This window comes from Noviherbaspirillum sp. (assembly GCF_035254865.1).
Classification (GTDB): domain Bacteria; phylum Pseudomonadota; class Gammaproteobacteria; order Burkholderiales; family Burkholderiaceae_D; genus Noviherbaspirillum.
Window position 1 is genome coordinate 34236 of the sequence record NZ_DATFAF010000070.1, and the last position, 23484, is coordinate 57719.

The following is a 23484-nucleotide window of genomic DNA, read 5'->3' on the forward strand; positions in this document are numbered from 1 at the left end:
AGCCCCTGAGCAAGCGACGCAACGCCGCGATGCGCCCTTCCGGCTCGAACCCTTCGGGCAGCCCCGGGAACCGGCCGCCTGCGGTGTTGCGTCTCCTTGTCGTAGCACTGCTACGTCGCGTCGCCGCGCCTTGCACTCGGCCGGTTCCCGGGGCTGCGCGCCCCCTGCACTAATAGGAACGCCGCTCTAGAACTCCTCCCAGTCGCCGCCGCCGGCGGCGGCCATCGCGTGCACGTCGACAGGGCGGCCCGGCCGCTCTCCGGCCGGCATCGCCTTGCTCGCGCGCACGCTGCGTTCCCGCGTGATGCCGATACCTGTCGGTGCGGGTGCGCGCAGCGGGATCACGGTGGCGATGTTGGCCCGGCTTTCGTCGATCTTGAACACGCTGACTGCCTGCGCCAGTCCATCCGCCTGATCCTTCAGCGCCTCCGAAGCTGCGGCTGCCTGCTCCACCAGCGCGGCGTTCTGCTGGGTGACCTCGTCCATCTGGCCGATGGCTGCGCTCACCTGCTCGATGCCCGTGCTCTGCTCGTGGCTGGCGGCCATGATTTCGCCCATGATGTCGGTCACATGCCGGATGCTGTTGACGATCTCGCCCATGGTCGTGCCGGCTTCCGCGACCAGTTTGTTGCCGGCCTCGACCTGCCCGACCGAGCCGACGATCAGGGTCTTGATCTCCCTGGCCGCCGAGGCGGAGCGTTGCGCGAGATTGCGCACTTCGCCGGCAACCACGGCGAAGCCGCGTCCCTGCTCGCCGGCGCGCGCGGCCTCGACGGCGGCGTTGAGCGCGAGGATATTGGTCTGGAAGGCAATGCCGTCGATGACGCCGATGATGTCGGCAATCTTTTTCGCAGAACCGTTGATGGCCTCCATCATGTCCACCACCTTCGCAACCACCTCGCCTCCCTTGGCGGCGATGTCGGCGGCGGCGATGGCGACCTGATTGGCCTGGCGCGCGTTGTCGGCATTCTGCTTCACCATCGAGGTCAAGTGCTCCATGGAGGAAGCGGTCTGTTGCAGCGAGCCGGCCTGCTGCTCGGTGCGGCTGGAGAGATCGATATTGCCGGCGGCGATCTGGCTGGACGCGTCGGCCATCGCGTTGGTGCCGACACGCACATGTGCGACGATCTGCGCCAGGTTGTCATTCATGTCTTTCAGCGCCTGAAGCAGGCGGCCGGTTTCGTCGCTCGATTTCACTTCGATGGTGGAACTGAGGTCGCCCGCTGCGACGGTTTCCGCGACGGTGACGGCTTCGCGGATCGGGCGTGTAATCGAGCGATTGATGATCCATCCCAGCGACATGACGAGCACGATGGCAAAGGCACCGAGCATGAGCATCAGCTGGCGGATGCCGGCATACTCGGCGCGCGCTTCCTCGACCGTGGCGGCGGTCAGCTGCTTCTCGCGCGCGATCATCTCGTCGAGCGCAGCGACCGACTTCTGCAACATCGGCGCGGCTTCCTTCATCAAGGCATCGGTGGCCTCCATGTATTTGTCATGCCGTCGCAAATCGATCACCTGGTCCTGCAATGGCGTGGCCGAGGCGACCAGGCCGTTGAGTGTCGCCAGCAGGGCCTTTTCCTTTTCGGTAGCGGCCAGCTTTGCAAACACAGCCTGCGCCGCACCGTATCCGGCGCGCGACTCGACCACCTTCTTTGCCTCGACCTCCATCGCTTCCTCGTTGGTCAGGAGGACAACATTGCTGATGTGCGTGGAAAGATCCCGCACGTGACTTGCCATATCGTTCGCGGCGGTGGTCTTGATACCATTTTCGTTGACGATGGCATCCAGCCGCGCGTTGATGCGCTGCATGGAGTTCAGGCCGAATCCCAGAACGGCCACCAATACCAGGAGTAGCGATGCGAATCCGATTCCAAGGCGAACGCCGATTTTCAGGTTTGCGAATGACATGCCGGTCTCCTCTTCCTTTTTTTAATGGGCATTGAAAATGCCTTGATAAATCAATTGCGCGCCGATCAGCAGCAAGCCCACCTGCGTGATGCGATAGAACCAGAACTGGTTGATGCGCTTCTGCAGCCACATCCCGAGCCACACGCCGACAGGAACGAGGGGTGCCAGCGCCAGGCTGGTGAGCAGATTGGGAACGGAGAATTGCCCGAGCCAGGCATAGGGAATCAGCTTGACGGCATTGGTCAGCATGAAGAACAGGCTGGCCGTCGCGATGAATGCCGTCTTTTCGAGCTGCTGCGGGAGCAGGTACATGACGAGCGGAGGGCTGCCGGCGTGCGCGACAAAACTGGTGAAACCCGACAGGCTGGACCAGAAGACGCCTTTCACCCGCGACGGCCGCGCCGCCTGCGCGACGGGCCGCCTGAGCCAGCTGATCAGCACGAATGCCACGGAAATGGATCCGATCAGCAGGCGGATGGCGGACTCGCTCAACACGCCGAAGGAGAGCGTGCCGATGGCGACGCCGACCAGCGCGCCGGGCAGGATGATTTTCAGCGTCGGCTTGTGCCACTGGCCAAAATAGGAGCGCACGCCGACCACGTCGGTCAGGCACAGCAGCGGCAGCATGATGCCGGCGGCCTGGCGCGGCGAAATGGCGATCGCCATCAGGGGAACCGCAGTTCCGCCGAGTGCGCCGCCGAAGCCGCCTTTCGATATGCTGTTGAGCAGTACCGCCGGAATCGCTACCAGGTAAAACAGCGGATCGACGATCAATGCACGGCTCCTTCGTGGTTGCGGCAAGAGGCATCGTTGCGGCACGCGCACCGCAAGCGAACACCGCTCAGGCTTGCTTCGGTTCCTGCTGCGCGGGCTGGCCGGCAACAGCCACCGCGTTGACTTCGATGAGCGCGCCGTAATGCAAGGGGCCGCAGGGCACCACGGTGCGCGCCGGCTTGTGGCTGCCCAGGATCTCGCGGTAGGCCGCATCCAGCGACGGCCAGAGCGCGACGTCCGGAATGAAGACCTGCACATTGATCAGGCCGTCCAGCCCGGTGCCGGCCGCCTCGAGGACATGGCGCAGATTGTCGAACACCTGGCGCGCCTGCGCTTCCAGCCCTTCCGGCATGCGCCGCTCCTGGACCGGCATGTCCGGCGCGATAGGTACGATCGGCAGCACGCCCGCCACGAAGACCAGGCCGTTGGCCACCACGGCTTGCGAATAGTGGCCGGCGGGCAGCGGCGCCTTTGGCGTTTCGATGATGCGCACGATTCAGCCGCCTGCCTTGTCGGTGCCGATGCCCAGCCCGAGCGCTTGCCCGATCGTGGAGGAGGCTTTCAGGCCGGAGCCGGTGAGCACCACGACGGTCGATTGGCTGCGATCGATCGTTCCGCCCTTGAGCAATTGCGACAGCGCTGCGCCGGTGACGGCGCTGGTCGGCTCGATGAACAAGCCTTTGTGCGCATACGCGCGCAGTGCCGCAACGATTTCGTCTTCCTGCACCTGCACGACCGCGCCGCCGGACGCACGGATGCTGGCGAGGACTTCGCGGCCGCGTGTCGGCTTCGAGGAAGCGATGCCTTCCGCGAGCGTCGGCTTGACCTGGATGTCGCCGGTGGTGTCCGCGCCGCTGGCGAAGGCCGCGTACAGCGGCGCGCAATTGGCCGCCTGCACGCCGAACAGGCGCGGCATGCGATCGATCTCGCCGTTGCGCATCAATTCTTCAAAGCCGCGCCGGCAACCCAGCACATTGCTGCCATAACCGAGCGGCATCACGATGTTGTCGGGCACCGTGTAGCCGGACTGTTCCCAGATTTCGTAGGCGAGGGTCTTGATGCCTTCGACAAAGGTCGGCTGCCAGTTGTGGCTTGCGTAGAAAATTTCGTCGGCCTGGCGCACGGCTTCATCGGCGACCGCCTGGCGCGGGCCGGGGATCATCACGACCTCGGCGCCGCAGGCGGCGATCTGCGCGATCTTGCCGAAGGAAGCGGTTTCGGGTACCAGGATGCGGCAGTGGATCCCGGCGCGTGCCGCGTAGGCCGACAGCGAGGCACCGGCGTTGCCGGACGAGTCTTCCAGCACGTGCCGGACGCCATGGCTCTTCAGGTAGGAGACCATCACGCTGGTGCCGCGATCCTTGAAGGAACCGGTGGGCATCATGAATTCCAGCTTGAAGCGCACCGGCGCGCCATCCCAGTCGCCATCGACCAGCGGAGTCCAGCCCTCGCCCATGCTGACCGCCGTGCTCGCGGCCACGGGCAGCGCTTTCGCGTAGCGCCAGATCGAGCGGCATTGCTGATCGATGTCGGATCGCCGCAATCCCGGCGATGCTTCCAGTTCAAGGTAATGGCCGCTGTCGCCGCGCCAGCGCGGTGTGTCGAGCGGATAGGTGCGTCCGGTGCCGGGTTCGATGTAATTCATTTTCGCAAGAAGGCGCGCGTCAGGTCGAGAATACGCTTGACGTCGTCGCTGTTGTTGTAGATGTGGAAAGAAAAGCGCAGGAGGCCGCGCCGCAACGAGAACTTCACCTTGTTATCGACAAGATGCGCAGCCAGATCGTTCATCCGGCTGTCGTTGACGCCGTCGTGTCCGCCGTTGCCGAGCGTGCCGACGGTCACGATGTTTGTCATGTGCGCACCCGGCGCGCCGCCGCATATCGGCAGGCCGAGGTCGATGAAGCCCTGCGCCAGCGCATGGGCAAGCCGCGCGAGGCGGCGTTCGATACGCTCGCTGCCGATCTCCAGCAGCAGGTCGAGCGACGGCTCCAGCGCGGCCGTCGCCAGGAAGTTGTAATTGCCGAGATCGAAGCGCCGCGCGCCCGGCATCAATTTGTAGGCATAGCCGCCCATGGCCGCTTCATGCGCATCGCCCAGATCGACGCCGAAGCGCGCCAGATAAGTCGGCTGCATGCGTTCCGCCCACTCGCGGCGCACATACAGCAAGCCCATGCCGTACAGGCCCAGCAAGCCCTTCTGCGTCGAGACGGACAAGCCGTCGATGAACGATGCGCGCACATCGGTCTTGAGCGTGCCGATCGATTGCGCACCGTCGACCAGAAAGAAAATGCCGCGCTCGCGGCAGAGGCGGCCGAGCCGCTCGAACTCGGTGCGGAAGCCCGGTGCGAAGGTGACGCTGGACACCGTGACGACGCGCGTATGCGCATCGATCCGCTCGATGATCCGGTCGACCGGGATGTGGCCGTCGCGCGGCGCCACCATGCGCGTTTCCAGCCCGTGGCGTTCCAGATTCAACCAGGGATAGACATTGTTCGGATGCTCCAGCTCGGGGCAGAGGATCACGTTGTCGCCGGCTTGCCATGGCAAGGCCGTGGCGACGATGTTGAGCCCTTCCGAGATGTTCTTGGTGTAGGCGATCTCGTCCGAATCGGCATTGATGAAGGACGCGAACTTGTCGCGCACCCTCTCGATCAAGGCGAACATCTTCGCCTTGTCGCCGCCGTTGTACATGCGCTCGTCGAGATGCGCGTCGATGGCCGCGCGCACGCGCCCGGACAGGATGTCGCGCCCCGAGACGTCGGTGTAGGTCCAGCGTTCGGTGGCGGGAAAATCGGCCCGTACGGCGGCGAACAGTTCAGCTTCGTTGGTGTTGCGGTCCATGCGTCTTCCCGATCAGTCCAGTACGCGCTCTTCCAGCCTGTCGCGCTCGATCGCCGCCTTGTCGCGTTCGGCGGCATTGCCGTAACCGCCGCCGCCTGGCGTGCAGACCCGCAACAGGCTGTTGCGCGGCAATTTCACTTCGGCCGCGGCGGAAGGCAGTTTGCACACATCGGCGCTGCCGGGATTGAGAATGAACTGGCCTGCGGCACCCGCACCGCCATGGGCTGTTCCTGCTGCGGCGACGAGCTGGCGCTCCGACGACAGGCTGACCACGACATCATCGGCCAGCACGCGATAGTCGCGCACCACGCCCATGCCGCCGCGATAACGGCCGCTGCCGCCCGAACCTTCCCACAGTGCATAGCGTTCGATGCGCACCGGGTAGGCATGTTCCAACGCCTCGACCGGCAGATTGGATGCGCCGGACGCGTGAACGCGGACCGCGTCGGTACCGTCGCGCACGGCGCGCGCGCCCATGCCGCCGGCCACCGTTTCATAGTTGACGAAATAACGGCCGTTGCGCGGATCGGTGCCGGCCAGCACCATGAGTTGATGCGGGCCGCTGCGTGCCAGGGCCTTCTTCGGCATCGCCTGCGACAGGGCGGCGGCGATCACGTCGCCCAGCACGCCGCAGGAAATCGAACGGCAGCCGACTGCCGCCGGCGGAATCGGGCCGACGATGGAACCGGCCGGCGCGCTGACATGCAGCGTGCGGTAGTAACCGGCGTTTGCCGGCAGTTCCGGGTCGAGCAAACTCTTGGCGACCGTGTAGATGGTGGCGAGCAAGGCGCGGTGCGGAATGTTGCGCGCGCTGTTGAGCTGCGCATCGGTGCCGGCGAAGTCGAATTCGATGCGGCCTTCGGCGATCGTCAGTGCCAGGCGGATGCGGGCCGTCGTGCCTTCCTCGTTCCCGTTAAGGAAATCCTCTTCGACATAGGTGCCGGGCGGCAGCTGATTGATGGCAGCGGCGAAGCGACGTTCGGTGAAATCGAGGAAGGTCGCGATCGCATCCTGCGTCTCGGCGACGCCATAACGCTCGAACAGCGACATGACGCTGCGCGTACCGGTGATATTGGCGGCGAATTGCGCGCGCAGGTCGCCCATGCGCTCGTCCGGCGTGCGCGAATTGAGCAGCACGAGGTCGACCACATCGCGATTGATCTCGCCCTTGCGCATCACGCGCACCGGCGGAATGCGTATGCCTTCCTGAAAGATGGTCTGGCAGGTGGCCGACTCGCTGCCCGGCACCATGCCGCCGACGTCGGCGTGGTGCGCGATGTTGGCGACGAAGGCGACGATCTTGCCGTCGATGAATACCGGCGCGACGATGTTGATGTCCGGCAGATGCGAGCCGCCGCCGTTGTACGGATCGTTGGCCATGAACATGTCGCCGGGATCGATCGTCTTGATGTCGAAGCGCTTCAGGATCTCGTCGACCGCACCGACCATGGAGCCAAGGTGGATGGGCACGCGTTGCGCGACGGCGATCACCTGGCCGCTGGCGTCGAAGATCGCCGAAGAGCAGTCGGCGCGCTCCTTGATGTTGGGCGAAAACGCGGTGCGAATCAGCGTCGCGCCCATTTCCTCGGCGGTCGCCAGCAGAAAGCGCGATACCACTTCCGCGCGGATCGGATCAACATTGTGCGTCATGATTATTTCGCCTTCCCTGCCGCTGCCGGCTCCATTTCAATCATCAAATATCCGTACTTGTCATGCGACACCTTCGCGCCCGGCGGCACCACGGTCGTGGTGTCCATCTGTTCGACGATGGCGGGACCGCTGAAGGTGCAGCCGATCGGCAAGCGTTCGCGATCGTAGACCGGCGTGCCGACGAAGCCGGTTTCGGGAAACCAGACATCGCGATGTTCGACGATGGCCTTCTCGATGTCCGAGCCTTCCAGCTGCGCATGCTCGGCAGGCGGCGTCGGTCGCTTGGCACGCACCACGAGACGCAGCGTGACGATCTCGACCGCATGCTCGTCCATCTTGTAGCCGTACAGCAGTTCATGCCGCTGATGGAAGGCCGCGGTCAGTTGATCGAGGTCGGCGGTGGTCAGTCTTTCCTGCGGCAGCGGAAGAATCAGTTCGCCGTTCTGGCCGACGTAGCGCAGATCGACCAGCCATTCGAAATGAGCGTCTTCGCGCTGCTCGGTTTCGCCGCTCAGCCAGCGTTCACCCTGCGTACGCAATTCCTTCACCGAGGTGTTGAGCGTAGGCAGGCTGTCCGGCGTGGTGGGCAGCATGCGGGTGAGGCTGAAGTCGCCGCGCACGTCGGCATGCAACTGCCCCAGCGCGCACAGCAGGCCGGGACGCGGCGGCACCAGCACGCGGCGCATGCCGATGGTGCGTGCCACGTCGGCCGCATGCAGCGGACCGGCGCCGCCGAATGCCACCAGGGTGAAATCGCGCGGGTCTTCGCCCTGTTCGACCGAGATCACGCGCAGCGCGCCGATCATGTTGACGTTCACGATTTCCAGGATGCCCGCCGCTGCTTTCACCGAATCGCCGCTCAGGTGTTCGCCCAGCTCGTCTTCGAATGCCTTCTGCGCATTCTCGGGATACATCTTCATGCGTCCGCCCAGGAGCTGGCGCGGGTTGAGACGTCCCAGCACCACGTTCGCGTCTGTCACCGTCGGGCGCGTGCCGCCGCGGCCGTAGGCTGCCGGGCCGGGATAGGCGCCGGCGCTTTGCGGGCCGACCTTCAGCAGGCCGCCGGCATCGATCCATGCGAGGCTGCCGCCGCCGGCGCCGATGGTGTGAATGTCGAGCGTGCGCGTGCGCACCGGGAACCCGCCCATCTGGCGTTCATTCTTCTTGGCCGGCTCGCCCTTCTTGATCAGGCAGACATCGGTGCTGGTGCCGCCCATGTCGAACGTGATCATGTTGTCGATGCCGAGCTGGCGGCCGAGGCCCACGGTGCCGATCACGCCGCCCGCAGGCCCGGAGAAGAAGGTGTTGACCGGCATGCGGCGCACCGCGGCCGGACTGACCGCGCCGCCGTTGGATTGCATGACGCGCGGGATGCGATTGATGCCGAGATTCTTCACGCCCTGCACGAAGCGCTCAAGGTAGCGGTCCATGATCGGCATCAGGCTGGCATTCACGGCGGTGGTGGCAAAACGCTCGTACTCGCGGAATTCGGCCAGCACTTCGGAGGAGGTGCACAGGTAGACGCCGGGCAGCATCTTCTGCACCATGGCCTTGGCCTGTTCCTCGTGCTCCGGGTTGGCGTAGGAATGCATGAAGCAGATCGCCACCGCCTGCACGCCCTTGTCGCGCAGGATATTCGCGGCGGCCCGCACGTCGTCTTCGGAAAGCGGCGTTGACACACTGCCATCATGATCGATGCGGCCGCCGACTTCGATGCGGCAATCGCGCTTGACCGGCGGCTCCGGCTTCAGGATGTCGAGATTGAAATAATGCGGCCGACGCTGGCGCGCCAGCTCCAGCACGTCGCGGAAACCGCGCGTGGTCAGCATGCCGGTCGGCGCGGTCTTCCCTTCCAGCACGGCATTGGTGGCGAGCGTGGTACCGAGCACGAGGAAGGCAACTTCTTCCGGGCGGCGCCTGGCCAGCCGGATGATTTCATCGACGCCCTCGAGAATCGCCTTGGAGGGATCGGACGTTGTCGTCGGCAGCTTGTGGTAACAGTACTCGCCGGTTTCCTGATCCACCAGCACCAGGTCGGTAAATGTTCCGCCTGTGTCAATCCCGATCCAGATATTCCCCATGTCCCTTCCCATCAATGCTTGAGTAGATAATGGAAAGGATTAAATCATTGCGCCGTTCTTTCGACAAATCGATATTTTAGTTTTATTATTAAGTGCTTCTTATGAATAACGAAGGCGGCATCGGCCTTGTTTGCTATCCGCCCAGGAAAGGTTCTTGCATGAATTTCAAATTGCGCCCCCTCGTCGGCTTCGTGCTTGCCGCGCATCACGGCTCCTTCTCGCTGGCAGCGAGTGAGCTGGCGATGACCCAGCCGGCGTTTTCACAGATGATCCGCGAACTCGAATCGGTGCTGGGCGTGCAGTTGTTCGAGCGCACCACGCGGCGCGTCGACCTGAGCGAAGCCGGGCGCGAACTGCTGTCGATGGTGGAACGGCCGCTCGATGACCTGGAAGATGCATGGCGCTATGTGCGCGACATCGCGGGCGGCAAGCGCGGGCGTATTGTTTTTACCACACTGCCGTCGGTCGCCTTCGGCATCGCCACCAACACGCTCGCACTGTTCAAGGCCAAGCATCCCGAAATCACCGCCCGCCTGATCGAGGAACCCGACCTGACGCTGGTGGACCGGGTGTTGTCGCGCGAAGTCGATTTCGGCGTCGGCATCCTGCCCACGCAACATCCCGAGCTGGCATTTCGCGAGCTGTTCCGCGATGACCTGACGGTGGTGGTGCCGATGCATCATCCGCTGGCCAAGGCGAAATCCGTGACCTGGAAAGAGTTGTCAAAACAATCGCTGGTGCTGCTGCCGCGCCAGTCCAACACGCGCCATCTGGCGGAGCGCGGCTTTGCGGCGGCGGGGATTGCCGTGGAGCCGACCTATGAAGTGGCGAACATGGTGACGGCACTGAGCATGGTGCGCGCCGGACTCGGCATCACCTTCATGCCGCGCATGGTGCTGCGCGAGCTGAACATGAGCAAGCTGCATGCGGCGACGCTGCAGAGCCCGCGGCCCGAGCGCATCATCGGCGTCATTACCCGCGTCGATCGCACCCTGTCGCCGGCTTCGCAAGCCTTCGTCGACATGCTGTTCGAGGAAGTGCGCAACACCAGCAGGCAGGAGAAGGCGGGCGCAAGAAAGCGCGCGGCCTAGCCGTCTATTGCGACAGGTCGGGAAGGTGCGGCGCTTTCGACGGCGGCACTTCGGTCCGCGCCGCATTCATGACCATCGACAGCAGCGTGTAATAACCGTTGATGCCTAGCAGGTCGACCACGCCATGCTCGCCGAAGCGCGCGACGGCTTGCGACCAGGTCGCATCCGACACGCCGCGATTGCGATGCAGTTCGATGCAGAAATCATGCACCAATGCTTCATCCGCATTCATCGACGCGGGACGGCGTCCCTCGGCGATGGCCTGAATCGTGTCGGGTGCGATGCCTTCGCGTTCCGCAATCGGCGCATGGATCGCCCATTCGACCTGCTGCGACCATTGGCGCGCGGTGACCAGGATCGCCAGTTCCGACAGGCGCAGGCCGATCGCGCTGCGGTAGCGCAGATACTCGCCCATGCGTCCGGCATGGGTCATCAGTTCGGGGCTGCGCAAGAGCGGCACGAAAGGCGAGATCAACCCGCCGCGCGGGCCTTCGATGATCTCGCGCGCGTGCTCGCGCTGCGCGTCGGTCCATTCGCTTTCGGGGATGGGTGGCAAACGGTCTTGGTTCATGATGCTGTCTATGCGAGTTCCGAGATTGCGGCGTCGATGGCAAGACCGAGGCGTTCCACCACCTGGTCCAGCTCCGATTCGCTGATGATGTAGGGCGGCGCGAGCAGGACGTGGTCGCCGAGACGACCGTCTATCGTGCCTCCCATCGGATACACCAGCAGGCCGTTCTGCATGGCCTTGGCCTTGATCTTCGCATGCAGCTTGAGGTCCGGATCGAAGACCGCCTTGGTGTCGCGATCGCGCACCAGCTCGACACCCATGAACAGCCCGCGGCCGCGGATGTCGCCCACATGCGGATGGGCGTCGAAGCGCGCATGCAGCGCCTTGCGCAGGTAATCGCCGCGCTGGCGTACCTGCGGCATCAACTGGTCGCGCTGGATCACCTGCTGCGCCGCGAGCGCGGCGGCGGCCGCGGTCGAATGGCCGATGTAGGTGTGGCCGTGCTGGAACAGCCCGCTGCCGCTGCGCATCTTCTCGATCAGGCTGCCGCGCGCGAGCACCGCGCCGATGGGTTGATAGCCGCCGCCCAGCCCCTTGGCGATGGTGACGATGTCGGGCACCACGCCTTCCTGCTCGACCGCGTAGAGCGTGCCGGTGCGTCCCATGCCGCACATCACTTCGTCGGCGATATAGAGGATGTCGTAGCGGTCGCACAATGCGCGCACGCCCTTGATGTAGCCCGGTGTCGGCGGCACCGCGCCGGCAGTGGCACCGACCACGGTTTCCGCGACGAAGGCGATCACGCGATCCGGCCCGATGCGCTGGAATTCCGCATCGAGTTCCGCCAGAAGACGACGCGTGTAGGCATCCTGGCTCTCGTCGCTGCCGCGCTCACGGTATTCATAGCACGGCGACACGCGCCCCACTTCCATCAGCAGCGGCGCGAACTGCTTGCGGCGCCATTCGTTGCCGCCGACGGCGAGCGCGCCCAGCGTGTTGCCGTGATAGCTCTGGCGACGCGCGACGAACATGGTGCGCTGCGGCTGGCCGGCTTCGACGAAGTACTGGCGCGCGAGCTTGAGCGCGGTTTCGATCGCTTCCGATCCGCCGGAAACGAAATACACCTGGTCGAGCCCTTCCGGCGCGTGCTGCACGAGGTGGTCGGCCAGCGCCTCGGACACTTCGGTCGTGAAAAAACTGGTATGCGCGTAGGCGATCGTGTCGATCTGCCGATGGATCGCGGCCAGCACGTCCGGATGCGCATGTCCGAGGCAGGAAACGGCGGCGCCGCCGCAGGCGTCGATGTAGCGCTTGCCCTGCCGGTCGACGATGTGAATGCCGCTGGCGCCGGCGGCAACCGGAGGCACGGCGCGCAGTGAACGGTGAATGATATGGCTCATGTCAATGAATGAAAAAAGTTGTTCATGGAAGGATCCTCAAGCCGAGGCAGTGCGCGCAGCAGACGCCGCGTCATCGCGCCGAGCGCGTTGCAGCAGATAGACGCCGAGCAGCAGGAGCAGTGCCGGGATGTACAGCCACTCCTTGGCGGGTCGGTCCGTTTCCGTCTCGATGCCCGTGATCTTGAAGCCCTGTTCGAAGCCGGCCTTCTCCGCGCGGCTCTTCAGCCCGACGGCCATGACTTCGACGTCTCCTCCGAGATTGGAAACCATCAGACCCGTTGCCGCGATGCGCTTGCGGGCGTCGCCCTCGTCGCCGAGAGGCAGCAGCACGGTCTTGCGCACGTCCTTGCCTTCGAGCGAGGTGCCTTCGATGCGCACGCGCAGTCGCGTGTCCGACGGCGCATTCTTCGCCAGTTCGAACAAGCGTGCCGGCGGCTCGACCTGATACCGTTCATACACCTGGTCGAGCCAGAAGCCCGGCCGCAGCAGGGTGAAGGTCACCAGCAGCAGCAGCGCGGATTCATGCCAGCGGTTGCGGCGCACGAACCAGCCTTGCGTCGCGGCGGCGAAGACCAGCATGGCAAGGATGGCGCTCGTCACGACGAGCAGCAGGTGCCACCAGGAGTGGATATCGATCAGCAGCAGGTCGGTGTTGAAGATGAAGATGAAGGGCAGGATGCCGGTGCGGATGCTGTAGAAGAATGCGGTGGCGCCGGTCTTGAGGAAGTCGGCCTTCGCGACCGCTGCCGCCGCGAACGAGGCGAGCCCCACCGGCGGCGTCACGTCGGCCATCAGGCCGAAATAGAAGACGAACATGTGCGCGGCAACCAGCGGCACGACCAGGCCGGTTTGCGAACCGAGGTCGACGATCACCGGCGCCATCAGCGTCGAGACGATGATGTAGCTGGCGGTGGTCGGCATGCCCATGCCGAGGATCAGGCACACCGTTGCCACCAGCAGCAGCATCACGACCAGGTTGCCGGCGGAGATCAGCTCGACCAGTTCCGACATCACCAGGCCCAGGCCGGTGACCGAGACGGTGCCGACGATGATGCCGGCGCTCGCGGTGGCGATGCCGATGGCGATCATGTTGCGCGCGCCGAGTTCGAGACCATGTACCAGGTCATGCCAGCCTTCCCGCACGCGCGAGAGCGGATTTTCCTGGCGCCGGAAAAACGCCAGCAAGGGCTTCTGCGTCAGCAGGATCACGATCAGCGACACCGTGGCATAGAAGGCCGACAGTCCGGGAGAAAGCTCCTCCACCAGCAGCGACCAGATCAGCAGCACCACCGGCAGCAGGTAATGCAGGCCGGCGAGGACGGTCTCCTTGACCGGCGGCAGGGTCAGGATGGGCGCCTCCGGGTCGTCGATCTCCAGGTCCGGCTGCTTCGATACGCCCCACAGGATGCCGAGGTAGGCAAGGACGATGGCGGGAACGATCACCCAGATGGCGCCTGCGCCCAGCAAGCCCTTGATCCAGCCAAGGCCGTAGTACACGGCGTTGGCGAGCAGGATGGTGCCGGCGATGGTCATGCCGAAACCGGCGAGCCGGCCTAGCGTGGTCACACCCGCCGGGCGCGGCAATCCCTGGATGCCGAGCTTGAGCGCTTCGAGGTGGCTGATGTAGAACAGGGCGATGTACGAAATCGCGGCCGGTAGCGCCGCATTGCGACAAATCTCGGCATACGGCACGCCGACATATTCCGCCATCAGGAAGGCGGCCGCGCCCATCACCGGCGGCATGATCTGCCCGTCCACGCCGGCGGCGGTTTCGATCGCACCGGCCTTGTGCGCCGGATAACCGACGCGCTTCATCAGCGGAATGGTGAAGGTGCCGCAGGTCACCACGTTGGCGACCGAAGAGCCGGAGATCATGCCCATCATGCCGGAGGAAACCACGGCCGCCTTGGCCGGTCCGCCGCGCAGATGGCCGAGCAGCGAGAAGGCCACCTTGATGAAGTAGCTGCCCGCGCCGGCCTTTTCCAGCAGGCCGCCAAACAGCACGAACAGGAAGATATAGCTGGACGACACGCCGAGCGCGACGCCGAACACGCCCTCGCTCGACAGCCAGTAATGCGATACCGCTTTGCTCAGCGACACGCCCTTGTGCGCGAGCACGTCCGGCATGTAAGGACCGGCGAACGCAAACGCCAGCATGATGCTCGCGATGATGGCCATGGGCGGGCCGACCACGCGCCGCGTCGCTTCCAGCAGCAGCAGCATGCCGAGGACGGCAACGATCATGTCCTGCATGATCGGCTGGCCGGGCCGGTCGGCGAGCTGGCGGTAGAACAGGAAAAGATAGGCCGCGCAGAATGCCGCGGCGGCAGCCAGTATCCAGTCGATGGCGGGAATGCGGCTGCGCGGCGACGACCTGCGGAACGGATACGCCGTATAGGCAAGAAACAGCGCGAAAGCCAGGTGCAGGGCGCGCATCTCGGTATCGTTCAACACCAGGATGCGGAAGGTGAACGGCAAGGGCGATGCATACCAGAGTTGCAGCAGCGACCAGGCAATGCAGGCGACAAACAGGACGGTCTTGGCGGCACCGGTCGGTTTTCGCCCTCCCATGTCAGCTTCCTGGACAAGCTGCTGGAGATCGACGCTGGCGGAGGATGAAGGGACGGTCATCGGAACCTCAATGAAGCGGCATGAAAATCGGGTGCACGAAGCCTGTCGGGGCGCGCAGGGTGACGCGTCCCGAAAGACCTGCCAGGGCGCGTGTTGTCACGGATGCCCTGGCGTGCGAAGCGAAAAACGAAATCCCGGTATTTGCGGGTCTTACTTGATCCAGCCCTTTTCGCGGTAGTAGCGGGCTGCGCCTTCATGCAGCGGTGCGCTCAGACCATCGGTGACCATGTGCTTCGGGTCAAGGTTGGCAAATGCAGGATGCAGCTTCTTGAATTCGTCGAAGTTCTCGAACACCGCCTTGGTGATGTTATAGACGACGTCGGCAGGCACCTTGCTGGAGGTGATCATGGTGGCCAGCACGCCGTAGGTCTTGGTCGGCTGCGGATTGTTCGCATACATGCCGCCCGGGATGGTGGCATAGGCATAGTACGGATGCTTCTTCACCAGCGCATCCACGCCCGCCCCGGTGATCGACACCAGCTTCGCGCCGCAGGCCGTGGTCGGGTCCTGGATGTTGGCGGACGGATGGCCGACGCTGTAGAAGAAGCCGTCGACCTTGTTGTCGCACAGCGCCGCGCCGTGTTCGTCAGCCTTCAGCTCGGACGCGAGCGACAGGTCGGACAGCTTCATGCCCACGGCAGTGAGCAATTCCTCGATGGCCGCGCGCTGGCCGGAGCCCGGATTGCCGACGTTCAGGCGCTTGCCCTTGAAGTCGGTGATGTTCTTGACGTTGGCATCCGGACGCGCCACCAGGGTGAACGGCTCGGGGTGCAGCGAGAACACCGTGCGCATCTCGGGGAAGGCTTCCTTGAACGGCGCCTCGCCCTTGTAGCCCTTGTACTGCACGTCGGATTGGGAAACGCCGAAGTCGAGTTCGCCCGCCTTGACGGCATTGACGTTGTACGCCGAGCCGCCGGTCGATTCCACCGAGCAGCGCATGCCCGTCTTGGTACGTTCCTTGTTCACCAGGCGGCAGATCGCGCCGCCGGCCGCGTAGTACACGCCGGTGACGCCGCCGGTGCCGATGGTGATGAATTTCTGTTGCGCCAGGGCGGCGGGGCCGGGAATGAGAATCGCGGCAGCGAGGGCTGCTGCGATGGGAACGATTGCAATGCGCATGCTTGTCTCCAATCGAATAATGGATGTGCCGAATGTCCGTTGCAGGTGAGCGGAATGGAAACCTTCCCTTTTTTGCAGGAAATTTATTTCCGCAACAACTGTTGCAGAGCCCAGACTTTAAGTAACAAACGAACCCATGTCAAGAGAATTGCAACAGTTGTTCCAAACGGAATATGCGATCCGCAATGCAGCCGCGAGAGGAATCCGCTACGCCAGCTTGCCGCCGACACGCTTGCCCGGGGATTGGAGATAGGCGCCGCTGTGAAACAGGTCCTGTTCCGCGCGCTCGATCTTTTGAACCACTGCCTTGCCGGCGTCCGCCACCAGCAATTCAAGCATCGCTTCGGTCAAGGCCACGCCCGCCACCACCGAGGGGAAGAAGGAAGGGCTGGCGACCGAGAACAGCACCGTCGTGTCGGCATGGAAGGCGAGCGGCGAGGCCTGGCTGTCGGTCAGCGCGACGATGCGCAGCCCGGCCGACTTGGCGGTCTCGGCCACCAGCAGGGATTCGCGCGAATACGGCGCGAAGCTGGTGACCACCAGCACGTCCTTGGCGCCGAACAGGCGCATTTGCATTTCCAGCCCGCCGCTCTGCCCGTCGATCAGCTGGACCGAATTGCGAAACAGGCGATAGCCGTAAAACAAGGCATAGGCGATCGGATAGCTGGCGCGGAATCCGGCGATGTGCACGGTGTCGGCATTGCGCAGCAGGCTGGCGGCATGATGCAGCGAATCGGTGCATTGCTGTTCGGTCGTCTTCAGATTCTGGTGCTGCGCCCCGAACAATTCACCCGGCAGGTCCGCGCTGCGGCCGCGCTCGGCCAGGCTCCTGGCGCGCGGCCCGTAGCCGTCCTGATGCAGCCCGAGGTCGTGCGCCAGCGCGGACTTCAGCTCGGGCCAGCCGGAGTAGCCGAGATGCTGCGCCAGCCGCACCAGCGTTGCCGGCTGCTCGCCCGCGCGCTCGGCCAGGGTGCGCATCGATGCGATGACGACTTCGCTTGGATGATCGACAACAAAGCGCGCCGCGGCCTGCAGTTTCGGGCTGAACGAGGAAAAGCTGTCGAGAATCTGGTTGATCACTCCCATGAAACGCTCCTGAAACACGCCGTCCGCAAATGAATCGAATGTTACACGATATGCTGAGCACCCACGGAAAGAGCTGGTCTAGCCGCCGAGGCGATCGCTTAAAAAGGCACTAAATTAGTGCGTCAGATGTGCGAAAATCTTTTCTTCCGAGAATTCTCCACTTTCAGGGAAGGCACATGAAATACGCTTCTGTTCACGATTTTCTGCAGCACGTCGCCAATCGCAACCCGGATCAGCCCGAGTTTCTGCAGGCTGTTACCGAAGTGATGGAAAGCCTGTGGCCGTACATTGAAAAGCATCCGAAATATGCGGAACAGGGCTTGCTCGATCGTTTGGTGGAACCGGAGCGCGTCGTCATGTTCCGCGTCTCCTGGGTCGACGATCATGGCCAGGTGCAGGTCAACCGTGGCTATCGCATTCAACACAGCATGGCGATCGGCCCCTACAAGGGCGGCATCCGCTTCCATCCGTCGGTCAATCTTTCCGTCCTGAAGTTCCTGGCCTTCGAGCAAACCTTCAAGAATGCCCTGACCACCCTGCCCATGGGCGGCGGCAAGGGCGGCTCGGATTTCGACCCCAAGGGCAAGAGTGCGGGGGAAGTGATGCGATTCTGCCAGGCTTTCGTCAGCGAACTGTTCCGCCATGTCGGATCCGACACGGACGTTCCTGCCGGCGACATTGGCGTGGGCGGCCGCGAAGTCGGCTTCATGGCCGGCATGATGAAAAAGTTGAGCAACCGCGCCGACTGCGTCTTCACCGGCAAGGGCCTGAGCTTCGGCGGCTCGCTGATCCGCCCGGAAGCAACCGGATACGGCACCGTTTATTTTGCCGATGAAATGCTCAAGACCCGCGGCCGCTCGTTCGACGGTTTGCGGGTCAGCGTCTCCGGCTCCGGCAACGTCGCGCAGTACGCGGTGGAAAAAGCCATGGAACTGGGCGCCAAGGTCGTCACCGTATCGGACTCGAGCGGCACGATCATCGATGAAGATGGATTCACCGCAGAAAAGCTCGCCGTGCTGATGGAAGTGAAGAATCATTTGTACGGCCGCGTCAATGATTATGCCAAGCGCACCGGCGTGCGCTTCGAGGCCGGCGTGCGGCCGTGGCATGTGCCGGTCGATGTCGCATTGCCGTGCGCGACGCAGAACGAGCTGGATGTGAACGATGCGGCGACACTGATCAAGAACGGCGTGCTGTGCGTCGCGGAAGGCGCCAACATGCCTTCGACCATCGACGCCGCGAAGGCATTCGAGGCCGCCGGTGTGCTCTACGCACCGGGCAAGGCCAGCAATGCCGGCGGTGTTGCCACTTCGGGCCTGGAAATGAGCCAGAACGCGGAACGCATATCCTGGCCACGTGAAGAAGTGGACGCGCGTCTGCTGCAGATCATGAAGGGCATCCATGCGGCTTGCCTGCAATACGGTCAGCGGCCCGACGGCACCCTGAGCTATGTGGACGGCGCCAACATCGCCGGCTTTGTGAAAGTCGCCGACGCCATGCTGGCCCAAGGCGTCATCTAGTCGACCCGGCACCTTGCGCGCCAGCTCCTCCGGCGCACAAGATCTTCCCCCTGGCGCCGGTGCCCGCCAGCCCTCTCTCTTCTTTCGCTAGCATCGTCGTGCGTGCGGACCGACACGCACGACGACCCGCTGGTGGACGGAATGCCGCCATCCTGAGGTCCGGAATTCCGGCTTTCCGCCGCCCCGCGCTCCCCGCACTCCCGGCCCGATTCAACTAATCCATTCAAATCAACAGCTTGCACTCTTTGCTCTGCATGGCACGGAGCCTGCAAGACCTGCCGCGCAGCACACACCACAAGCCGGCGAAGGGAGACATTCGCCTTGTTGACTCATCAACAAAAGGAAAAGAACATGCATGCACAGCAGAGGAAATGGATGGCCGCCTTGTTGTTATCGGCCGCCGCGACCACGGCCAGCGCCGAGGACGGCGTGAGCGAGGACCGCATCCTGATCGGGCAGACGGTCGGACTCACCGGGCAGATCGCCGGCTCGGTGAAGGAAATGAACGAAGGCGCCAACGCCTATATCGCGATGATCAATCGCCAGGGCGGCGTGCATGGTCGCCGCATCGAGATCCGCACGCTCGACGACAAGTTCGATCCGGCGCTGGCGGCGAAGAATGCGCAAACCCTGATCGGCAAGGACCATGTGCTCGCGCTGTTCCTCAATCGCGGCACGCCGCATACCGAAGCCATCCTGCCGCTGCTGATGTCGGCGCAGGTGCCGCTGATTGCGCCGAGCACCGGGGCCGCGCTGTTCCATGCGCCGGTCAACCGTCTGATCTTCAACGTGCGCGCCAAATACCAGGACGAGGTGATCAAGGCCGTCGAGCATTTCACCACCGTCGGCTTCAAGGAAATCGGCATCCTGCATGTCGACGACGGCTTCGGACGCGACGCCCTGGCCGGCTTCGAGAAGGCGATGCAGGCGCATCAATTGAAACCGGCGCTGCTCGCCGCTTTCGACCGCGCCCATCCCGACATCGACGCCGCCGTGCACGCGGCGCTCAAGGCCGATCCGCGCGCGCTGATCATCGTCGGTTCCGCCGCCACCACCGCCGAGCTCATCGCACGCCTGCGCAAGGAAGGCAGCCGGGCGCAGCTCCTCACGCTATCGAACAATTCCGCCCAATCCTTCGTCTCCCGCCTCGGTGCCGACGGCATCGGCGTCATCGTGTCGCAAGTCACGCCGGCGCCGCATCTGGTGTCGAGCGGGCTGGGCCAGGAATTCAAGATCGCGGCCAAGGCATCCGGCGCCACGGTGTCGTATGCGGCGATGGAAGGATTCGTCGCGGCCAAGGTGCTGGTCGAGGGTCTGCAGCGCGCCGGGCGCAACTTGACGCGCGAGCGGCTGATCCACGCGCTGGAATCGATACGCCATGCCGACCTCGGCGGCCTGATGGTGAGCTACGCACCGGATGATCATACCGGCAGCGAATACGTCGAACTGACGATGATCGGCAAGGGCGGGCATTTCATTCGCTGAGTACATGTTCTGCGGCGGCGGACTTCCGCCAGCGCGCGGCGCGGCATTCCGGCAGTCCGCCAGTTTGCGCTACCGCGCAGCATCGCAGAAAACAGGAAAGCCGCATGAAATCAAGTATTTGAGACCAATCCCAAGGAGTGGCACGGAAGCTGCAATAACTGCCACGCAACAAACAAGATCGTCATCATTCAAGGAGACTCGCATGACCCCAACACTGAAACATACCCTGCTCGCCCTGATCACCGCCTGTGCCACGTCCGCGCATGCCGAGGACGTGGTCCGCCTCGGCAATCTCAAGTTCGCGCATTACGGCGCGGTGTCCTATATCAAGGAGATCGCACCGAAGTGCGGCATCAAGGTCGAGGAACGCGTTTTCGCCAAAGGTCCCGACGTGATGCAGGCGATCCTCGCCGGTGAACTCGATGTCGGCGCGACCGCTTCCGAAGCGGCGATTTCCGGCCGTGCCAATGGTGCGCCGATCTACATCGTCGCCGGCTTCGCCAAGGGCGGCGCGCGCTTGCTGGCACGCAGCGACAACGGCATCAAATCGGTCAAGGATCTGAAGGGCAAGAAGGTCGGCGTCACGCGCGGCGGCATCCATGAAGTGCTGCTGGCGGCGGAACTCGCGCAAGCCGGTCTCACGATGTCGGACCAGCCGGGCAAGGATGTGCAGGTCATCTATCTCGCCTTTCCCGACCTGAACCAGGCGCTGCTCGGCAAGAACGTCGACGCCATCATGCAAAGCGAGCCGCAAAGCTCGCAAGCCATCAGCAAGGGCTACGGCGTCGAAATTTTGAAGCCCTACGACACCGCAGTCGGCGAGCCGGTGCGCACCATGGTGATGACGGAGAAGTTCTACCGCGAGCGTCGCGCGGTGGCGGAACGCTTCATGCGCTGCTTCGTGCAGGCCACCAAGACCTTCATCGACAACAAGGATATCGCGGAGAAGTATGTGCGCGAGACCATCTTCAAGGGCCAGCTCAGCAAGGACGATTTCTACAACGCGATCGGCAATTCGCCCTACTCCTACGACGTCACTCCCGAGCATATCCAGATCACGACCGAGGTCATGAACAAGTACAAGGTCGGCAGGATGAGCAATCCGCCGGTCGCGAAGGAATGGGTCAAGCTCGACCTGCTCGACGGCGCCAAGAAAAGCCTGAACATCCAGTAAGGAGGCCATCATGAAAAAAATCGACTGGCGAGAAATCGCCGCGGGACTGATCGTGCCGATCGCCCTGATCGCACTCTGGCAGGCCGCCGCCGTGTCGGGCCTGGCCAACGAGCAGGTGCTGCCCTCGCCGCTGGCGGTGGTGAGCAAGTGGATCCAGTATCTGCTGCCGATGGAGCCGTATGCGCCGTCTACCGAGTCCTGGCTGGCGTGGGCCGTCTCGGGCGAACTGATCCGCGACACCATCGGCAGCATGTATCGCGTGGTCGCGGGATTTCTGCTCGGCGCGGTGCTGGCCTTGCCGCTCGGGCTGGCGATGGGCGCCAGCAAGCGCGTCTATGCATGGCTGAATCCGCTGGTGCAGGTGATCCGGCCGATTCCGCCGATCGCCTACATTCCGCTGGCGATCCTGTGGTTCGGGCTGGGCGATCCGCCGGCGGTGTTCCTGATCGCGCTCGGCGCCTTCTTTCCGGTACTGATGAACACCATCGCCGGCGTGCGCCACGTGGACGGCATCTACCTGCGCGCCGCGCGCAATCTCGGCGCCAATCAGCGCACCATGTTTGTGCGCGTGATGCTGCCGGCGGCGGTGCCCTACATCCTGTCGGGTGTGCGCATCGGCATCGGCACCGCCTTCATCGTGGTCATCGTGTCGGAGATGATCGCGGTGAACAACGGCCTCGGATTCCGCATTCTCGAAGCGCGCGAATACTTCTGGTCGGACAAGATCATCGCCGGCATGATCAGCATCGGCCTGCTCGGCCTGGCGATCGACATCGGCATGAACAAACTGAACAATCATTTGCTGCGGTGGCACCGCGGACTGGAGAACTGACATGAGCGCAGCACAGATCAAGGTGGAAGGCGTCAACAAGGTATTCAAGACCGGCGAGCGCGAAGTCGTCGCGCTCAAGGACATCCAGCTCGAGATTCCGAGCGGCGAGTTCGTCTGCCTGCTCGGACCTTCCGGCTGCGGCAAGTCGACCCTGCTCAATGCCATCGCCGGTTTTTCCCCGCCCTCCTCCGGCCTCATCAGCGTCGACGGCAAGCCGGTCACGGGACCGGGGCCGGAGCGCGGCATGGTGTTCCAGGAATATGCGCTGTTCCCGTGGATGACGGTCGAGCAGAACGTCGGCTTCGGTCTCGAGATCAAGGGCATGCGCCAGGGCGAGATCCGGGCGCGCGTGCTGCAGCTGCTCGAGAAGCTGGGCCTGAGCGATTTCCGCAACCGTTTTCCGAAAGACCTGTCGGGCGGCATGCGTCAGCGCGTGGCGATTGCGCGCGTGCTGGCGCTCGACTCGCCCATCATGCTGATGGATGAGCCCTTCGGCGCGCTCGACGCACTGACGCGCCGCAACCTGCAGGACGAACTGCTGCGCATCTGGGCGGAACTGAAGAAGACCATCATCTTCGTCACGCACAGCATCGAGGAAGCGATCTACCTCGCCGACCGCATCGTCGTGATGACGTATCGCCCCGGCACGGTCAAGCGCGACATGCAGGTGAAGCTGCCGCGCCTGCGCGATCCGGCCTCGCCGGAGTTCAATGCGCTGAAATACCTGCTCGGCCAATTGGTGATGGAAGAGCAGCAACGGCATCACGACGACGAATTGCGCATGGCTGCGGTAGACTGAAGCTCAAGTATGGCGGCAATCCTGCCGATAACCGATAAAGGGGATTGGCACGCAAGCGATCGCAAACGATCACACCGTGCGTGCAACCACCCGAATGAACAACCAAGGAGACAACATGAAAGCATTGATCAAGTTACTGTTTGTATTCGCAGCCGCGACGTTCGGCATCAACGCATCCGCTGCGGACCGCGGCACGCCCGAGGAAGCAGTCGCGATGGTCAAGAAGGTGATTGAATACATGAAGGCCAATGGCACCGAGAAAGCGATTGCGGAAGTCAACAACGTGCAAGGCCAGTTCCGCGACCGCGACCTGTATGTGACCATCAATGACCTGAACGCGAAGACGCTGGCGCACGGCGCCAACGTGCGCATGCAAGGCCGTAACCTGATCGACCTGAAGGACGCCGACGGAAAATTCTTCATGCGCGAACGCATGGAACTGGCCAAGACCAAGGGCAAGGGCTGGCAGGACTACAAGTTCGTCAATCCCGAGACCAAACAGATCGAAGCGAAATCCATGTATTTCGAGCGTGTCGGCGACCTGATCGTCAACTGCGGCATCTACAAGCAATAGCGATA

Annotated in this window: 19 protein-coding genes; 7 read left to right on the forward strand and 12 right to left on the reverse strand. The window is 63.6% G+C overall.

Annotated features, from left to right (window positions below; all coding sequences use genetic code 11):
- Positions 1–186 precede the first annotated feature (186 nt).
- From VJ651_RS16280 to VJ651_RS16310, 7 genes are all read right to left on the reverse strand, one after another.
- Entirely contained in the window at positions 187–1911 is a 1725-nt protein-coding gene (locus VJ651_RS16280; protein ID WP_324108456.1) for a methyl-accepting chemotaxis protein, read from the reverse strand.
- 21 nt (positions 1912–1932) lie between these two features.
- Complete coding sequence (locus VJ651_RS16285) at positions 1933–2685, reverse strand: sulfite exporter TauE/SafE family protein (RefSeq protein ID WP_324108457.1); 753 nt, start codon at positions 2683–2685, stop codon at positions 1933–1935.
- 67 nt (positions 2686–2752) lie between these two features.
- Complete coding sequence (locus VJ651_RS16290) at positions 2753–3178, reverse strand: RidA family protein (RefSeq protein WP_324108458.1); 426 nt, start codon at positions 3176–3178, stop codon at positions 2753–2755.
- A gap of 3 nt (positions 3179–3181) precedes the next feature.
- Positions 3182–4330 carry a threonine synthase gene (locus VJ651_RS16295; protein ID WP_324108459.1) on the reverse strand — a complete coding sequence of 383 codons (1149 nt, stop codon included), beginning with the start codon at positions 4328–4330 and terminating at the stop codon, positions 3182–3184.
- Entirely contained in the window at positions 4327–5526 is a 1200-nt protein-coding gene (locus tag VJ651_RS16300; protein WP_324108460.1) for an aminotransferase class V-fold PLP-dependent enzyme, read from the reverse strand. Before VJ651_RS16300 ends, VJ651_RS16295 begins: the two co-directional genes overlap by 4 nt.
- Before the next feature lie 12 nt (positions 5527–5538).
- Positions 5539–7176: a hydantoinase B/oxoprolinase family protein gene (locus VJ651_RS16305; protein ID WP_324108461.1), complete on the reverse strand. Its 1638-nt coding sequence runs from the start codon at positions 7174–7176 to the stop codon at positions 5539–5541.
- A gap of 2 nt (positions 7177–7178) precedes the next feature.
- A complete protein-coding gene (locus VJ651_RS16310; protein ID WP_324108462.1) occupies positions 7179–9257 on the reverse strand; it encodes a hydantoinase/oxoprolinase family protein in 2079 nt (692 codons plus the stop codon).
- A gap of 158 nt (positions 9258–9415) precedes the next feature.
- On the opposite strand from VJ651_RS16310, the gene VJ651_RS16315 reads away from it, so the two are divergent.
- Positions 9416–10348, forward strand: a complete 933-nt coding sequence (locus VJ651_RS16315) for a LysR family transcriptional regulator (RefSeq protein ID WP_324108463.1) — start codon at positions 9416–9418, stop codon at positions 10346–10348.
- Positions 10349–10352: 4 nt separating this feature from the next.
- On the opposite strand, the gene VJ651_RS16320 is transcribed toward VJ651_RS16315, so the two are convergent.
- From VJ651_RS16320 to VJ651_RS16340, 5 genes are all read right to left on the reverse strand, one after another.
- A complete protein-coding gene (locus tag VJ651_RS16320) occupies positions 10353–10919 on the reverse strand; it encodes a carboxymuconolactone decarboxylase family protein (protein WP_324108464.1) in 567 nt (188 codons plus the stop codon).
- Between the two features lie 8 nt (positions 10920–10927).
- The gene (locus VJ651_RS16325) at positions 10928–12265 is read right to left on the reverse strand and encodes an aspartate aminotransferase family protein (protein WP_324108491.1); all 1338 of its coding nucleotides are present in this window, start codon (positions 12263–12265) and stop codon (positions 10928–10930) included.
- Between the two features lie 30 nt (positions 12266–12295).
- The gene (locus tag VJ651_RS16330; RefSeq protein ID WP_324108465.1) at positions 12296–14890 is read right to left on the reverse strand and encodes a TRAP transporter permease; all 2595 of its coding nucleotides are present in this window, start codon (positions 14888–14890) and stop codon (positions 12296–12298) included.
- A gap of 150 nt (positions 14891–15040) precedes the next feature.
- The gene (locus VJ651_RS16335) at positions 15041–16009 is read right to left on the reverse strand and encodes a TAXI family TRAP transporter solute-binding subunit (RefSeq protein ID WP_324108466.1); all 969 of its coding nucleotides are present in this window, start codon (positions 16007–16009) and stop codon (positions 15041–15043) included.
- A gap of 207 nt (positions 16010–16216) precedes the next feature.
- On the reverse strand, positions 16217–17095 hold the full coding sequence (locus VJ651_RS16340; RefSeq protein ID WP_324108467.1) for a MurR/RpiR family transcriptional regulator: 879 nt from the start codon (positions 17093–17095) through the stop codon (positions 16217–16219).
- A 176-nt stretch (positions 17096–17271) separates the two neighbouring features.
- Here VJ651_RS16340 and gdhA point away from each other — a divergent pair, with 176 nt between their 5' ends.
- The 6 genes from gdhA to VJ651_RS16370 all read left to right on the forward strand — a co-directional run bounded on the left by gdhA (position 17272) and on the right by VJ651_RS16370 (position 23479).
- The gene (gene gdhA, locus VJ651_RS16345) at positions 17272–18615 is read left to right on the forward strand and encodes an NADP-specific glutamate dehydrogenase (RefSeq protein ID WP_324108468.1); all 1344 of its coding nucleotides are present in this window, start codon (positions 17272–17274) and stop codon (positions 18613–18615) included.
- Between the two features lie 351 nt (positions 18616–18966).
- Positions 18967–20100, forward strand: coding sequence for an ABC transporter substrate-binding protein (locus VJ651_RS16350; protein WP_324108469.1), 1134 nt, complete (start codon positions 18967–18969; stop codon positions 20098–20100).
- Between the two features lie 202 nt (positions 20101–20302).
- Positions 20303–21274 carry an ABC transporter substrate-binding protein gene (locus VJ651_RS16355; protein ID WP_324108470.1) on the forward strand — a complete coding sequence of 324 codons (972 nt, stop codon included), beginning with the start codon at positions 20303–20305 and terminating at the stop codon, positions 21272–21274.
- Positions 21275–21284: 10 nt separating this feature from the next.
- Positions 21285–22106 carry an ABC transporter permease gene (locus VJ651_RS16360; RefSeq protein ID WP_324108471.1) on the forward strand — a complete coding sequence of 274 codons (822 nt, stop codon included), beginning with the start codon at positions 21285–21287 and terminating at the stop codon, positions 22104–22106.
- Between the two features lies 1 nt (position 22107).
- A complete protein-coding gene (locus tag VJ651_RS16365) occupies positions 22108–22905 on the forward strand; it encodes an ABC transporter ATP-binding protein (protein ID WP_324108472.1) in 798 nt (265 codons plus the stop codon).
- Positions 22906–23020: 115 nt separating this feature from the next.
- A complete protein-coding gene (locus tag VJ651_RS16370) occupies positions 23021–23479 on the forward strand; it encodes a cache domain-containing protein (protein ID WP_324108473.1) in 459 nt (152 codons plus the stop codon).
- The last annotated feature ends 5 nt before the right edge of the window (positions 23480–23484 follow it).